This window comes from Buttiauxella sp. (assembly GCF_049686335.1).
In the GTDB taxonomy this organism is placed as follows: domain Bacteria; phylum Pseudomonadota; class Gammaproteobacteria; order Enterobacterales; family Enterobacteriaceae; genus Buttiauxella.
Genome location: NZ_JBAVHX010000036.1, coordinates 1 through 15,335, shown reverse-complemented (window position 1 = coordinate 15,335; position 15,335 = coordinate 1). Strand labels below are relative to the sequence as shown.

Genomic DNA, 15,335 nt, shown 5'->3' with positions numbered 1-15,335 from the left:
ATGACGTAAGTAATAATTTAATGGAGTCAATGTTATGGATAAAACAAAATTTGTTAACCCCTGGTATGTGGGGGCTGTTTCGGGAATGGCATCTTATATCGACTCGGCCGCCATTGTTTCCAATGGCACAGCGTTAGTTATTTATCAGAAAGCGATTGGCATCACGTCGGCTGATATTGGTGTGCTTTCCGGCGTATTAACCCTTTGCATTGCTATTGGTGCGTTTTTAGGAGGGCGGCTGGGCGACCGTCTCGGTAGACGAAGTGTATTTATTACCACGATGGCAATGATTTTTTTTGGTTCGCTGATGCTGGCATTTGGCAAAGTCTTTGTTGTGCTCCTTGCCGGGACGATGTTTGTTGGTCTGGCGACAGGGGCTGATTTACCCGTTTCGTTGGCGACCATTGCAGAAGCGGCCAATGATAAAAACCGTGGCAAGATTATAGGATTATCTAATCTGCTGTGGCTCGTAGGGATAAGCACCACCATGGGGATTTCAGCCGTCGTTGGGGGCTGGGGGCAACTGGGTGCACAAATTATGTATCTTCATGTGGGCATTGTCGCCGCCGTGTTGCTGTTGCTACGTTGGACGATTCCTGAATCACCAATGTGGCTGCTTGCTCGTGATGAGAAACGCCTGGGCACGGCAACGATCCGCGCGCAAAAGTCATCGTTTAAAGATTTACTGCATGGAAAATATTTATGGCCATTTGTCGCGTTATGTTCTTTTTATACGTTAGTGAATCTTGCGGCAAATACGGGCGGGCAATTCGGGACTTATGTCGCCGTGAATGTCGTCGGCATTACGGTTGAAAAAAACTCGTTGTGGAATTTGTTGTTAATGCCTGTAGGAGTATTGTCCGGTTTGTTATTTATGAAGATGGTGGATACCTCAAAAAGAATGCTTGTTTTTAGCATTGGTGCATTCTTTTTTGCTGGCGGATTTTTCATGCCGGTATTACTTAATTTCTCACCGTTATCGTGGTTCTGCTTCCTTTTATTCACGGCTACCGGCAGTGGAATGGCCTTTGAAGGTATTATGAAAGTATGGTCACAGGAATCATTCCCGACCATGCTCCGTTCAACAGCTCAGGGGGCGATTGTGGGCGTGGCGCGTTTATCGTGTGCGTTATTAGCCTTTGTGACACCTGTTTTACTCGATGCCGGGCCAGTGGCGCTTTATATCATTCTTTCTGCAACTGTTGCCATCGGTATGTTTATTGGATGGCTGTGTTTCCATCGCCAACAAAGAAATGAATTTTCCAGCGAAGGCGAAATGGTTGTGGAAAAAAATATTAGTGTCTCTGCATTACCTACCGAAGCGATTCAGACGAAATAAATATTGGGTCTGCCAAATTATGAGTTATCAAGGAGTCTGTCATTATGCTGTCAATTAAAAAGGTCACGCTTGATTATGAGTTGGCTTTATCGGGTGTTGATGAATTTCCCGTCATCGGTTGGGAGATAGAAAGTAACCGAAGAAATGTGAAGCAAGTTTGTTATCAGTTGCAGATAAGTCATGATCAATATTTCGACGCTATTTTATTTGATAGCGGAGAGATAATCAGCGACACCTCAGTCAATGTTAATATTAATAATGTTTTACTGGATCCCTCAACACGTTATTTTGTAAGAGTAAAAATTAAAGATAACCATGGCGAGGAAAGCCTGTGGAGTTCAGCTGCGGAATTTATTACCGGGCTTCTGGATACACCCTGGTCAGGTGATTTTATTTCTGCGGAAACTCATTCTGACAAAGATAATTCAAAAGTCACACTATTAAGAAAAGCCTTTTCACTCAACAAAGGCAGTGCGATTGCATCCGCTTATTTGCATGTATCGGCTTTAGGACTTTATCGTTTTTATCTTAATGGAAGTAAAGTTGGTAATGATGAACTGACTCCCGGCTGGACGAGCTACCATAACCATTTGCTTTATCAAACCTACGATTTAAGTGAGCAACTCAAGCCGGGCGATAACGTTATTGGCGCTGAACTGGGGGCTGGCTGGTATAAAGGCGATATGGGGTTTACCCGTGACCGCAATTATTATGGTGAGCAAACCGCACTCATCTGCCAACTGGTGATTCATTATAAGGATGGAACCCGGCAGGTTGTGGTAAGCGATAATTCCTGGTGTGGCGAAGATTCACCGATTCTGTTCTCAGAGATTTATGACGGTGAAATCTTTGATGCGAGCCTTGAGCATGAGGGGTGGAACAATATTGGCTTTGATAACGCTCTATGGCGGCCCGTCAGCCTTGTTTCTTTTGATAAAAAAGTACTCACCGCTCAGGGTGCCTGCAAAGTCAAAAAAATCGCCGAGCTGGAGCCCGCCTCGATCATCACCACGCCGCAGGGCGATACGGTTATCGACTTTGGACAAAATCTCAGTGGTTGGGTTGAATGCAAAGTTAATGGCAAGCAGGGTGACAAAGTTATCCTGCGACATTTTGAGACGCTGGACGCCCAGGGCAATGTCTATCTGGAGAATCTTCGTTCAGCGAAACAGCGCGTGGAGTACGTTTTAAAAGGCGGTGCGACGGAGGTTTATCACCCTCGCTTTACCTACCAGGGTTTTCGCTACGTTAAAGTTGAAAGCTACCCAGGAGATGTAAGACCTGAGAATTTCAAAGCCGTGGTGCTCCATTCGGATATGGCTCAAACCGGGCATTTCAATTGTTCGAATGAGGATTTAAACCAGCTCCACCACAACATTTTGTGGGGGCTGAAAGGCAATTTCATTGATGTCCCGACCGACTGCCCGCAGCGTGATGAAAGGCTGGGCTGGACAGGGGATGCGCAGATCTTTTGCCGCACGGCCAGTTACCTGATGCACACGCGTAATTTCTTTGCGAAATGGCTCAGGGATCTGCAACACGACCAGACACCAGAAGGCGGAGTGCCGCATGTTGTGCCTGATATCCTCACCGGGCATTGCGCGAACGATATTAACCTTGCCGAGGGCGGAACGCACTCTGCGGCTGCGTGGGCGGATGCCGCCGTTATCAATCCGTGGACGATGTACCTGATGTATGGCGACACCCGTGTTCTGGAGAACCAGTATCAGAGTATGAAGGGCTGGGTGGACTTTATGCTCACGCATTCAGAGAACCTGCTCTGGCGCTATAAATTGCAGTTTGGTGACTGGGTTGCGCTGGATGCTAAAGAAGGAAGCTATTTTGGTGCGACACCAACGGATCTTGTCTGCACGGCTTATTTTGCTTACTCCACGCAGTTGTTCAGCCAGGCTGCCAAAGCACTCAATCGTACTGAGGATTTTGAGCGCTACAGTGCCTTGCATCAGCAAATCGTCCAGCGTTTCCAGGATGAGTTTTTCACTCCGTCAGGCAGGCTTGCAGCAAGAACACAGACCGCGCATATTCTGGCTCTCTATTTTAACCTGGTGCCAGAACCGTTCCGCGAACGCACCGTGAATACGCTGGTTGAACTCCTGCGTGAGCATGATGGTCATCTGGTGACCGGTTTTGTGGGTACCCCTTATTTTTGCCATGCGTTAAGCCAGAATGGGCGGGAAAAAGAGGCGTGGGAACTGTTGCTCAAAGAGGATTTCCCTTCCTGGCTATATCAGGTAAAAGCCGGTGCAACGACCATTTGGGAGCACTGGGATGGCATGAAGCCTGATGGCTCGATGTGGAGCGCGGACATGAACTCGTTTAACCATTACGCGTATGGTGCGGTGGGGGAGTGGTTATATCGGTCAGTAGCAGGGATTGAGACTGACGCCGCCGAAGCGGGCTTTAAGCACGTGATTATCGCGCCGACGATTGGAGGCAACGTTTCCTGGGTGGATGCGGCTTATGACTCAGTTTACGGTGAAATTAAGGTGAACTGGCAAGTGAAAGAGAGTAGTGCGGGGGACATCGTGACGTTGAAGGTTAAGGTTCCGCATAACTCGCATGCAACCATTAAAATTTCAGGCATCGGAGAACTGCTGTTAGCTGAGGATATGACCTTTAAGCGGCAAGAAGATGCCGGGTATGCAGAGATAGGATCAGGAGAATATAAGGTCGAATATCTGCGCGCATAAAACGGAATGCCAGACACAGGCGAAAAAAAACCGGAAATGGCTATTTCCGGTTTTCTTATTCATTGCAGGGAGATGACCTGCCGCTAGAATCTTACTTCTTGATGCGGATTACTGGGGTCTCGCCCACAGTCACGCTACCAGTTAGTTTGATCAGCTCTTTGATTTCGTCCATGTTGGAGATAACAACCGGAGTCAGGGTAGACTTCGCTTTCTCTTCCAGCAGGGCCAAATCGAACTCGATAACTACATCGCCTTTCTTAACACGCTGGCCTTCTTCAGCGATGCGTTTGAAGCCTTCGCCTTTCAGTTCAACAGTGTCGATACCGAAGTGAACGAACAGCTCAATGCCGCTATCGGATTCGATAGAGAAAGCATGGTTAGTTTCGAAGATTTTGCCGATGGTGCCGTCAACCGGAGCAACCATTTTGTTGCCAGTCGGTTTAATTGCAATGCCATCACCAACGATCTTCTCGGCGAACACCACATCTGGAACATCTTCAATATTGACGATTTCGCCAGAAAGTGGGGCAACAATCTCAATGGTACCGGTGTCTTTTTTATCATCAGAAACCAGAGATTTCAGTTTATCAAACAAACCCATGATCTTCTCCTAAGCAGTAAATTGGGCCGCATCCGGTGGATTAGCAGATTGTTTTTTCTTCAATGAACTTGTTAACCAGCGTCATTAACTCGTCCGTTGTCGGTTGAGCAAGAGCTTGCTCTGCTAACACCTTCGCATCTTCGAAGTTCGTGTTACGAATAATCTTCTTAATGCGCGGGATAGAAATGGCACTCATACTAAATTCGTCCAGACCCATACCCAGCAACAGAAGTGTAGCACGTTCGTCGCCTGCAAGCTCACCACACATACCGGTCCATTTACCTTCTGCATGAGAAGCATCAATAACTTGCTTAATCAGAGTCAGTACGGATGGTGACATTGGCTGGTAAAGATGTGAAATCATATCATTACCACGGTCAACTGCCAGGGTGTACTGCGTCAGATCATTGGTACCGATACTAAAGAAGTCGACTTCTTTGGCCAGATGGCGAGCAATTGTTGCTGCAGCCGGGGTCTCAACCATTACGCCGATTTCGATAGTTTCATCAAACGCTTTGCCTTCTTCACGCAACTGCGCCTTCATGATTTCAATCTCAGCTTTCAGTGCACGCACTTCTTCAACAGAGATAATCATTGGGAACATGATACGTAATTTACCGAAAGAGGAAGCACGCAGGATAGCGCGTACTTGTGCGTGCAGGATCTCTTTACGATCCATTGCGATACGAATCGCACGCCAGCCCAGGAACGGGTTCTCTTCTTTCGGGAAGTTCATGTACGGCAGCTCTTTGTCGCCACCGATATCCATGGTACGTACGATAACTGCTTGCGAGCCACAGGCTTCAGCAACAGCTTTGTACGCCGCGAACTGCTCATCTTCAGTTGGCAGTGAATCGCGGTCCATGAACAGGAATTCTGTACGATACAGACCTACACCTTCTGCACCATTGCGCTCTGCACCGTCGATATCACGAACAGTACCGATGTTTGCGCATACTTCTACCTGATGACCATCGAGAGTGATTGCTGGCAGATCTTTCAGTTTTGCCAGTTCAGCTTTCTCAGAAGCAACCTGTTGCTGTACAGCACGCAGGGCTTCGATCTCGTCGTTGGTTGGGTTAACGTAAACTTTATTGTTAACAGCATCGAGGATCAGGTAATCGCCGTTCTTCACCTGGTTGGTTACGCTACCGGTACCAACGATCGCTGGCAGTTCAAGAGAACGCGCCATGATGGAGGTGTGGGAAGTGCGGCCACCAATATCGGTGATGAAACCCAGCACCTTTTGCAGGTTAAGCTGTGCGGTTTCTGACGGAGTCAAATCTTTAGCAACCAGGATAACTTCATCCTGAATAGCGCTAAGGTCGATAATTGCCAGACCAAGGATATTACGCAGCAGACGTTTACCGATGTCACGTACGTCAGCCGCACGTTCTTTCAGGTATTCATCGTCCAATTCTTCCAGCGCGATAGCCTGGCCTTCGATAATTTCGTGAGCTGCAGCGTCAGCAGTCACTAATTTATCAGTGATAAGGGCTATGATTTCCTGCTCAAGCTCTTCGTCTTCCAGCAGCATAATGTGCCCTTCGAAGATAGCTTCCTTTTCTTCACCGAAGGTCTCGCCAGCTTTAATTTTGATCGTTTCTAACTGTGCTGACGCTTTCGCGCGTCCGCTTAAGAAACGTTCAACTTCCTGCGCGACTTTGTCGGCAGAAATTTTCTTCCGGTCGATGACAATTTCATCTTCCTTCAGCAAAAGTGCCTTGCCGAAAGCGATACCCGGGGATGCTAAAATGCCTGAAATCATAACCCTACCTTACTTGTGACTGATATTTACGAAGAACCCAGAACTTACTCGAGTTCAGCCATCAGTTTTACCAGATGCTCAACTGCTTTCTGATCATCTTCGCCTTCAGCGGAGATGGTCACTACTGTACCTTGGGTCAGGCCCAGAGTTTGCAGTTTGAACAGGCTTTTTGCGCTTGCGCTTTTGCCGTTGGAGGTCACAGTGATCTCAGAAGTGAAGCCTTTAGCTTCTTTAACAAACTGAGCAGCAGGGCGGGTATGCAGACCGTTTGGAGCGGTAATGGTAACTTCTTGCTGGAACATTGTATTTCCCCAACTTATAGGTTTAGTGTTGTGGAACTAAAGTCTAGCCTGGTGGCAAAACTTTAGCCTGTATAGTTAGCGTCAGCGTTAACTGTACTTTACGTGACATAGGATGCTTTCGGGAACCACGAAATGTGCTCTGACTTTTGCCATGCGCTTCGCGGCTCGCTCGTCATTAATCATTATGCCGTTAAATCTGATTTTGCACCAAATCGATAAATCGATTCAGCAGACGTATCTCACATTACGATTAATTTCGCGCATCAAAATAATTTGCTGGATAGATACCAGACCTGACTGTGGGACGCAATGCCAGGTAAGCCAAAAGTTTGACGGATGCCACAAAAAAGCACCCATTTGGGTGCTTTTTTACTCAAATTGACCTGACGGGCATCACTGTTGCAGTTCTTTTTCAGTGAAAAGATCCGCGAACAGGGCAGTACTCAGGTAGCGCTCCCCGGAGGATGGCAGTATAACCACAATGTTTTTATTGGTAAATGCTTCATCTTCTTGAAGTTTTAACGCAGCAGCGACCGCCGCACCGGATGAAATACCCGCAAGAATACCTTCTTCTTCCATCAAAAGACGTGCGGTAGAAATGGCTTCCTCGTTTGTGATAGCGATAACTCTGTCGATCAGTTTCAAATCGAGGTTGCCAGGAATGAAACCGGCGCCGATGCCCTGAATTTTATGTGGGCCTGGTTTGAGTTCTTCACCCGCCAGAGCCTGTGCGATAACAGGAGAATCTGTCGGTTCGACTGCAACACTGATGAGATCGGTTTTGCCTTTGGTGTTTTTGATATAACGGCTCACGCCTGTCAGCGTACCGCCAGTGCCGACACCGGCAATGAATACGTCCACTTCGCCGTCGGTATCTTCCCAGATTTCAGGGCCGGTAGTTTTTTCGTGAATTTCTGGGTTTGCTGGGTTACTGAATTGCTGTAACAGAAGGAATTTTTCAGGGTTGCTGGCAACGATTTCTTCAGCTTTCTGAATTGCACCTTTCATGCCTTTCGCGCCTTCTGTCAACACCAGGTTAGCACCCAGTGCTTTCAGCAATTTACGACGTTCGATACTCATGGTTTCAGGCATGGTCAGCGTCAGCTTGTAACCACGCGCCGCCGCAACGTATGCCAGTGCGATACCAGTGTTACCACTGGTTGGCTCAACTAACTCGACGCCAGGCTTGAGTACACCGCGTTTCTCGGCATCCCAAATCATATTGGCTCCGATACGGCATTTGACGCTAAAGCTCGGGTTGCGGGACTCTACCTTCGCCAGGATGCGTCCATTACCGATGCGGTTCAGACGAACCAGCGGCGTATGACCGATTGTCAGAGAGTTGTCTTCATAGATCTTGCTCATAGCCCGTCCTTAACTGTATGAAATTTGGGAAACCTCATCAGCATACCTGCTTAGAAGTTATGCGGAAGTAAAGAAATCGCATATCTATATGTAGAAGGGAAATAAGCAGAAGCAAGAAGGAATAAGAAAGAATAAGGAGCGGCAAAGACCGCTCCTGGAAAACTACTTCCACATGGCGTGTTTAGGGCGATAGCAATCCACCCACATCGCGGTTGCACCACAAACGGCCACCGGCATGATGACGAGGTTCAGGAAGGGGATTAGAGTAAACAGACTCACCATTGAACCAAACTGCATGTTAATGACTTTCTTCTCACGCAGCGAAATTCGCATCTCTTTGAACGGCACTTTATGGTTATCAAAGGGATAGTCGCAATACTGTATCGCCAGCATCCACGCGCTAAATAAGAACCATAAAACCGGCGCAACAGTTTGGCCGATACCCGGAATGAAATAGAGCACCAGCAGTATCAGCGCGCGTGGCAAGTACCAGGAAAGCTTCTGCCATTCACGTTTCATGATGCGCGGAACATCCTTCATGATGCCTAATACGCCGGTATCGGGCGGAGTCGCTCCAGTAAGACGCGCTTCAAGCTGCTCAGCAAGCAATCCGTTAAATGGGGCGGCAATCCAGTTGGCGAGGGTTGAGAAGAAATAGCCGAATACCAACAGGATAGAGATAACCGCCAGCGGCCAAATCAAATAGCTTAACCACTGCAACCAGTCTGGCACGTAGGACAACAAGGTCGGCACCCAAACATCCAGGCGGGTAAACAGCCACCAGAATGCACCACCCATTAAGATAATATTGACCAGCAGCGGTAAGAGCACGAAACGTTTGATTCCAGGCTCACGGACCAGCTTCCAGCCCTGCGAAAAATAATAAACGCCACTGCGTGGCACGGTCCCTGACGTTGAAACCATAATCTGAACGAACTCCTTTTTGGTCATTGCGGTGACATGCCTATCCATCATAACTGACTGTCAGGAGAAAAACTTATTAGGAAATGGTCGAAAAATCAGCAAAAAGTCGATTTCAGTCCATCTTTATGCTGAGAAAACCGTGTGCGGACTTGCACTTGAGCAGATGGGCAAATACTCTTAGTGAGTAAATGTTTGCCGCGGTGGCAAGGTGTTAGAACAACAGAGAATATAATGATGCAGGATTTGCGTCTGATATTAATCATTGTTGGCGCGATCGCCATAATAGCCTTACTGGTTCACGGTCTGTGGACGAGTCGTAAGGAGCGTTCATCCGTTTTTCGTGATCGTCCATTAAAGCGCATGAAGTCTAAGCGTGACGAATACGAGTCGGATGACGACGAGGCTGACGATGAGCAAGATGATGGAGTAGGTGAGGTGCGTGTGCGTCGGGTGACACCTGCGCAAGAAACAGTGACTCGCGAGCCAGAAATGCCTCGTCAGCCACAAGCGCCTCAACATCAGTATGAGCCACCTTATGCTTCTGCTGAGCCACGTCAGAGTTCGCCTGTGCGTCAACCTGAACCGGCCATGCCGCGTCAGGAAGCGCCAGTTGCTCCGACACATCACCAGCCAGCACCTCAACAGTATGCACAGCCAGTGGGACATCAACCGGCTGTACAAGAACCTGTTGCGCAGCCAGTGGCCCCGCAAGCCCCGATTCAACAGCCGACTGTGCAGCCTGTTCAGCATGTCGAGGCTGCCCCTGAACCGGTTGTTGCACAACCGGCTCCGACACCAGAACCACCGGCACGTCGCAAAGAAACGGTGATTGTTCTTAATGTCTCGGCTCATGCAGGCAGCATGATCAACGGTGATGTGCTGTTAAACAGTATTCAGCAAGCGGGTTTTATCTTTGGCGAAATGAACATTTTCCACCGTCACCTCAGTCCTGATGGTAGCGGCCCGGTTCTGTTTAGCCTCGCGAATATGGTTAAACCCGGTTCGTTTGACCCTGAAAGCATGACGAATTTTGCTACACCTGGTGTGACAATCTTCATGCAGGTGCCGTCTTATGGCGACCCAGCGCAGAACTTTAAGCTGATGCTCCAGTCAGCTCAGCATATTGCTGATGAAGTAGGTGGAGTTGTCCTGGACGACCAACGTCGCATGATGACACCGCAAAAAATGCGCGAGTATCAGGACCGCATCCGCGAAGTGGTAGAAGCTAACGCTAGCCACTAGAATTCGTCCTGAACATATTAATACCTGAACCCCCGCATGCGGGGGTTTTTTATATTGATGGTAATAGCTATGCATACAATCGAACAAAAAATTACTCAACTGCGAACCACGCTTCGCCATCATGAATACCTTTATCATGTGCTTGATAACCCAGAACTCCCGGATGCGGAATACGACCGCCTGATGGGGGAATTGCGTTCTCTGGAACAAGCGCATCCTGACCTCATCACCCCAGATTCCCCGACGCAGCGCGTGGGTGCCGCACCGCTCAGCGAATTTACCCAGGTTCGCCACGAAGTGCCGATGCTATCGCTGGATAACGCCTTTGATGAAGCGAGCTATCTGGCGTTTAACAAACGTGTTCAGGACCGTTTGAAAAGCACTGAAGCCGTTACGTTTTGTTGCGAGCTGAAACTCGATGGCCTGGCCGTTAGCCTGCTCTATGAAGATGGTGTGCTGATACGCGCCGCCACCCGCGGTGACGGGACAACGGGCGAAAATATCACGGCTAACGTGCGTACAATCCGCTCCATCCCGCTTAAATTGCGTGGCGAGAATATTCCCCGCCGCTTCGAAGTACGCGGTGAAGTGTTCCTGCCGCAGGCGGGTTTTGAAAAAATTAATGAAGAAGCGCGTCGTACTGGTGGGAAAATTTTTGCTAACCCGCGCAACGCGGCGGCGGGATCGTTACGTCAACTCGATCCTCGTATTACCGCCAAACGTCCGTTAACTTTCTTCTGTTATGGCGTTGGCCTGCTTGAAGGCGGTGATTTACCTGCCAGTCATTATGAACGTTTGCAGCAGTTCAAAGAGTGGGGATTGCCGGTCAGTGACCGCGTTCGTCGGTGCAAGACCGCAGAAGAAGTGCTGGCGTTTTATCACCAGGTTGAGGCCGATCGCCCAACATTAGGTTTTGATATCGACGGTGTCGTGATCAAAGTAGATTCGCTGGCTTTGCAAGAAACACTTGGCTTTGTCGCACGCGCACCACGTTGGGCCGTGGCGTTTAAATTCCCGGCTCAGGAACAGATGACGTTTGTTCGTGATGTCGAATTCCAGGTAGGACGCACTGGCGCGATTACGCCTGTTGCGCGCCTTGAGCCTGTTCAGGTTGCGGGTGTGCTGGTCAGTAATGCGACGCTGCACAATGCCGATGAAATTGAGCGTCTGGGCTTAAGGATTGGCGACCGCGTGGTGATTCGTCGCGCAGGCGATGTTATCCCGCAGGTTGTTGGCGTGGTGGAATCTGAACGTCCTGACAACACCACCGAGATTGTCTTCCCGGCACATTGTCCGGTTTGTGGATCTGACGTTGAGCGTGTGGAAGGCGAAGCGGTCACGCGTTGTACTGGTGGCCTGATTTGCGGCGCTCAGCGCAAAGAAGCGCTCAAACACTTTGTCTCTCGTCGTGCGCTGGATGTGGACGGGATGGGCGATAAAATTATCGACCAACTGGTTGAGAAAGAGTATGTCCACACACCTGCTGATCTCTTCACGCTAACGCCTGGTAAACTCACTGGGCTTGATCGAATGGGGCCGAAATCCGCGCAAAAGGTGGTAGATGCACTGGAAAAAGCGAAAGAAACCACCTTCGCTCGTTTCTTATATGCACTCGGTATCCGCGAAGTGGGCGAAGCGACAGCCGCAGGTTTAGCTGCGCATTTTGGCACCCTGGATGCCCTGGCGGCTGCCAGTATCGAGGAGTTGCAAAAAGTCCCTGATGTCGGGATTGTCGTCGCGACCCACACCTTTAACTTCTTTGCCGAAGAGAGCAACCGCGAAGTTATCCGCCAGTTAACGGAAGAAACGGGCGTTCACTGGCCAGCGCCGGTTATCATCAAAGCCGAAGAGATCGACAGCCCATTTGCCGGTAAAACGGTGGTACTGACCGGCTCGCTCAACATTATGTCTCGTGACGATGCGAAAGCGCGTTTGCTGGCGTTAGGTGCAAAAGTTGCCGGTAGCGTGTCGAAGAAAACGGATCTGGTGATCGCGGGCGAGGCGGCCGGTTCTAAACTGGCTAAAGCTCAGGAACTGGGCATAGATGTGATAGATGAAGCCGAAATGATTCGCTTATTAGGTGAATGATATGGATAAAGAACAGCTTATTGAGATAGCCAATACGGTGATGCCCTTCGGCAAGTACAAAGGCCGCGTGCTGATTGATGTACCGGAAGAGTATCTGCTGTGGTTTGCTCGCAAAGATGAGTTTCCACAAGGCCATCTGGGTGAGCTGATGAGACTCACTTTGCTGATTAAAACTGAAGGGTTGGAGGGGCTGGTGAAGCCCCTTAAAAGACACTAATTAAGCATTGTCGGTGGCAGCTTTGGCTGCCACTTTTGTTTCTTGCTGATAACGCCTTGCCAGCACTGCGCAAATCATCAGCTGCAACTGGTGAAAGATCATCAGTGGTAGCACCATCATCCCCACGGTTGCGACCGGGAACAGAATGTTCGCCATCGGAATACCATTCGCCAGGCTCTTTTTCGACCCACAGAACACAATAGTAATTTCATCTGCCTTACTAAAGCCCATACGTCTGGCAACGAAGATATTGAGGCTGATGACAATTGCCAGCAATACCAGACTCACCACCACGATAAATAGCAGTGAACCTAAGCCGACTTTGTGCCAAATCCCATGTCTTACCGCCTCGCTAAACGCCGAGTAGATAACCAAAAGAATAGATGTCTGGTCAGTCTTACCAATCCATTTTTTATGGCGAGCCACCCAGTCACCAATCCATGGACGAGAAAGATGCCCGGCGATAAAGGGCACCAGTAACTGCAACATGATACTGCCAACTTGCTGCAGGCTTCCGCTTGCGCCATGGACATGCATCACCATGCCCACTAATAGCGGCGAGAGGAAAATCCCAAGCAGGCTTGATGCAGAAGCTGCGCACACGGCGGCGGCGACATTCCCTCCGGCAAGAGAGGTAAAGGCAATCGCAGACTGCACGGTGGCAGGCAGGATGCAAAGATACAAAAAGCCGGTGTAAATTTCAGGACTGACGTTGACTGGTGCCCACCAGGCAAACAAAACGCCCAGTACAGGGAAGAGAACAAAAGTGCTGCACATCACCCATAAATGCAAACGCCAGTGGCTGCTACCGGCAATGATCGCTTCACGAGAAAGTTTGGCACCATGCATAAAGAACAGCAGGGCAATCGCCGCAGTGGTGAGTCCCTCAAAGAAGCCAACAAAACTGCCCTGAGCGGGAAAGAAAGACGCCAGCAAAACGACAAAAATTAGCGTCAGTGTGAAGGGGTCGAGCACGCGAAAAAGTTTCATCTTCATTCCTCAAACTGATGTAGGGCTATTGTGCTTTCCCTACTTTTAGAAATAAAATTGATTTATTAGATTAATTGATGAATTAAATCGATGAATTATTCTCTGCGTCAGTTAAAAGTGTTCATTGCTGTGGCTCATGCCGGAAGTTTTAGCCGGGCAGGGGAGCAAATTGGCTTAAGCCAGTCTGCAGTCAGTCACAGTGTGAAAGAGCTGGAAAGCGAAATTGGCGTAAAGCTACTGGATCGCACCACGCGTGAAGTGGTGCTGACGGAAGCGGGCCAACAGCTGGCGGCGCGCCTCGAACGCTTACTTGAAGAACTGACCAGTACCTTGCTGGATACACGCAGCGTGGGCCATCAGCTAAGCGGGACGGTGCGGGTTGCGGCAAGCCAGACAATCTCTGCTCATTTAATGCCACAATCTATCGCGGCGGCGGCACTGGAATATCCCGCTATCCGCTTTGTGCTTCATGACCGCCCACAACAGTGGGTGCTGCAAAGTATTCGCCAGGGGGAAGTCGATTTTGGCATCGTTATCGACCCCACTCAGGCAAGCGATCTGGAGTGCGAAGCGGTATTGTCTGAACCTTTTTTATTGCTCTGCCGTAATGACCATCCATTTGCGAAGCAGGCTCAGGTTTCATGGCAGGCATTACAAGGTGCGAATTTAGTGTTGCAGGATTACGCCTCAGGCAGCCGCCCATTAATCGATGATGCGCTGATGCGTCAGGGCATTGAGACAAATATCGTGCAGCAGATTGGTCACCCAGCGACACTCTTCCCGATGGTTGAAGCGGGAATCGGCATTAGCGTTCTCCCGGCACTGGCATTGCCATTGCCACAAGGCAGCTCGCTTGCTGTCAGGCCGCTTGTTCCCGTCGTAGATCGGCAATTAATGTTGGTGCGCCGCAAGAATCGTTCACTTTCACGTGCGGCAGAGGCTATCTGGCAGGTAGTAGGCCAGCAGGCGCAGCAGTTAACCGCTGCTCGCCTGGGCGACCCACTTTTTAATCATGATCAGATGTAGATATCAATCTGGTTAGATTCAGACGGTTTATTCACACCTTCGACTTTCGATTGCGACTGTTGTTGCTTTTGCAGGGCTTTTTCCGCTTGCTGTTGCTGCAACTGTGCCAGTTGCGCTTGTAACATCTCAATCTGCACCTGAATCAGCTCTTGCTGCTTCTGTTTTTCTTCAGTGCTACCGCTGCCATTGGAGATATCTTTAGCTTGTTGCGTGAGTTTGGTGATTTGCTGCGTGATACGAGTGATTTGCGAAGACAGGTCATTGCCCGCAGAATTTGCTGATGACGCAGTAGTGGTCTGCAAGGAAGGTGTTGAGGTGCTAATGGTATTGCTCATGATTTTCCCTTGAAAGAATGCCTGGAACAAATATCGGCCAGGTCGGGATAAATCTTGAGGTTTAAAGCGGGCACCTGCCATTTCTGGGAGGTTTTCAGGAATCGCGCATAGTAAAATACGCTCAGTGTTGCAGAAACGAAAAAAGCGCCAAAAGGCGCTTTTTTCTGAATATGGTGGGGCGTGCAGGATGACTCGTCTCTTAAAGAGACTCGCCCTTCGGGTCTTCGCCGCAAGCGGCAATGCTGTTTCGCTACGCTCAACTCGAACCTGCAGCAGGTTCGAACCCTACACGACTTACGTTCAGTGTTGCAGAAACGAAAAAAGCGCCAAAAGGCGCTTTTTTCTGAATTTGGTGGGGCGTGCAGGATTCGAACCTGCGACCAATTGATTAAAAGTCAACTGCTCTACCAACTGAGCTAACGCCCCG

13 protein-coding genes, 1 tRNA gene and 1 other RNA gene are annotated in these 15,335 nt (G+C 49.3%); 6 read left to right on the top strand and 9 right to left on the bottom strand.

Annotation, left to right across the window (positions count from 1 at the left end; all coding sequences use genetic code 11):
- The first annotated feature begins 34 nt into the window (after nt 1-34).
- On the top strand, nt 35-1,339 hold the full coding sequence (locus tag WBL83_RS21425) for an MFS transporter (protein WP_424591027.1): 1,305 nt from the start codon (nt 35-37) through the stop codon (nt 1,337-1,339).
- A gap of 44 nt (nt 1,340-1,383) precedes the next feature.
- Nucleotides 1,384-4,050, top strand: coding sequence for a family 78 glycoside hydrolase catalytic domain (locus tag WBL83_RS21420; protein ID WP_424591026.1), 2,667 nt, complete (start codon nt 1,384-1,386; stop codon nt 4,048-4,050).
- A gap of 91 nt (nt 4,051-4,141) precedes the next feature.
- Here the strand turns inward: WBL83_RS21420 and crr are convergent, their stop codons facing one another.
- The 5 genes from crr to cysZ form a co-directional block, all read right to left on the bottom strand.
- Nucleotides 4,142-4,651: a PTS glucose transporter subunit IIA gene (gene crr, locus WBL83_RS21415; protein ID WP_034459029.1), complete on the bottom strand. Its 510-nt coding sequence runs from the start codon at nt 4,649-4,651 to the stop codon at nt 4,142-4,144.
- Nucleotides 4,652-4,691: 40 nt separating this feature from the next.
- Nucleotides 4,692-6,419, bottom strand: coding sequence for a phosphoenolpyruvate-protein phosphotransferase PtsI (gene ptsI / locus WBL83_RS21410; protein ID WP_424591025.1), 1,728 nt, complete (start codon nt 6,417-6,419; stop codon nt 4,692-4,694).
- Between the two features lie 44 nt (nt 6,420-6,463).
- The gene (ptsH, locus tag WBL83_RS21405) at nt 6,464-6,721 is read right to left on the bottom strand and encodes a phosphocarrier protein Hpr (protein ID WP_034459025.1); all 258 of its coding nucleotides are present in this window, start codon (nt 6,719-6,721) and stop codon (nt 6,464-6,466) included.
- Nucleotides 6,722-7,114: 393 nt separating this feature from the next.
- Nucleotides 7,115-8,086 (bottom strand): cysteine synthase A, encoded by a 972-nt coding sequence (cysK, locus tag WBL83_RS21400; protein ID WP_424591024.1) that lies wholly within the window; start codon nt 8,084-8,086, stop codon nt 7,115-7,117.
- Between the two features lie 162 nt (nt 8,087-8,248).
- The gene (gene cysZ, locus WBL83_RS21395) at nt 8,249-9,010 is read right to left on the bottom strand and encodes a sulfate transporter CysZ (RefSeq protein WP_424591023.1); all 762 of its coding nucleotides are present in this window, start codon (nt 9,008-9,010) and stop codon (nt 8,249-8,251) included.
- Between the two features lie 231 nt (nt 9,011-9,241).
- Here cysZ and zipA point away from each other — a divergent pair, with 231 nt between their 5' ends.
- The 3 genes from zipA (at nt 9,242) to WBL83_RS21380 (ending at nt 12,557) form a co-directional block, all read left to right on the top strand.
- Nucleotides 9,242-10,252, top strand: a complete 1,011-nt coding sequence (gene zipA / locus WBL83_RS21390; RefSeq protein ID WP_424591022.1) for a cell division protein ZipA — start codon at nt 9,242-9,244, stop codon at nt 10,250-10,252.
- A gap of 69 nt (nt 10,253-10,321) precedes the next feature.
- Nucleotides 10,322-12,340 (top strand): NAD-dependent DNA ligase LigA, encoded by a 2,019-nt coding sequence (gene ligA, locus WBL83_RS21385; RefSeq protein WP_424591021.1) that lies wholly within the window; start codon nt 10,322-10,324, stop codon nt 12,338-12,340.
- 1 nt (nt 12,341) lies between these two features.
- Entirely contained in the window at nt 12,342-12,557 is a 216-nt protein-coding gene (locus tag WBL83_RS21380; protein WP_034459012.1) for a DUF3820 family protein, read from the top strand.
- Here the strand turns inward: WBL83_RS21380 and WBL83_RS21375 are convergent, their stop codons facing one another.
- On the bottom strand, nt 12,558-13,547 hold the full coding sequence (locus WBL83_RS21375; protein WP_424591020.1) for a bile acid:sodium symporter family protein: 990 nt from the start codon (nt 13,545-13,547) through the stop codon (nt 12,558-12,560).
- A gap of 90 nt (nt 13,548-13,637) precedes the next feature.
- On the opposite strand from WBL83_RS21375, the gene WBL83_RS21370 reads away from it, so the two are divergent.
- On the top strand, nt 13,638-14,573 hold the full coding sequence (locus WBL83_RS21370; RefSeq protein WP_424591019.1) for a LysR family transcriptional regulator: 936 nt from the start codon (nt 13,638-13,640) through the stop codon (nt 14,571-14,573).
- On the opposite strand, the gene WBL83_RS21365 is transcribed toward WBL83_RS21370, so the two are convergent.
- The 3 genes from WBL83_RS21365 to WBL83_RS21355 form a co-directional block, all read right to left on the bottom strand.
- Nucleotides 14,564-14,908, bottom strand: a complete 345-nt coding sequence (locus WBL83_RS21365) for a FlxA-like family protein (protein WP_424591018.1) — start codon at nt 14,906-14,908, stop codon at nt 14,564-14,566. The genes WBL83_RS21370 and WBL83_RS21365 overlap by 10 nt on opposite strands.
- Nucleotides 14,909-15,079: 171 nt before the next feature.
- Nucleotides 15,080-15,213, bottom strand: a non-coding RNA gene (locus WBL83_RS21360) — RtT sRNA.
- Nucleotides 15,214-15,258: 45 nt separating this feature from the next.
- Nucleotides 15,259-15,334, bottom strand: a tRNA-Lys gene (locus WBL83_RS21355).
- Between the last annotated feature and the right edge of the window lies 1 nt (nt 15,335).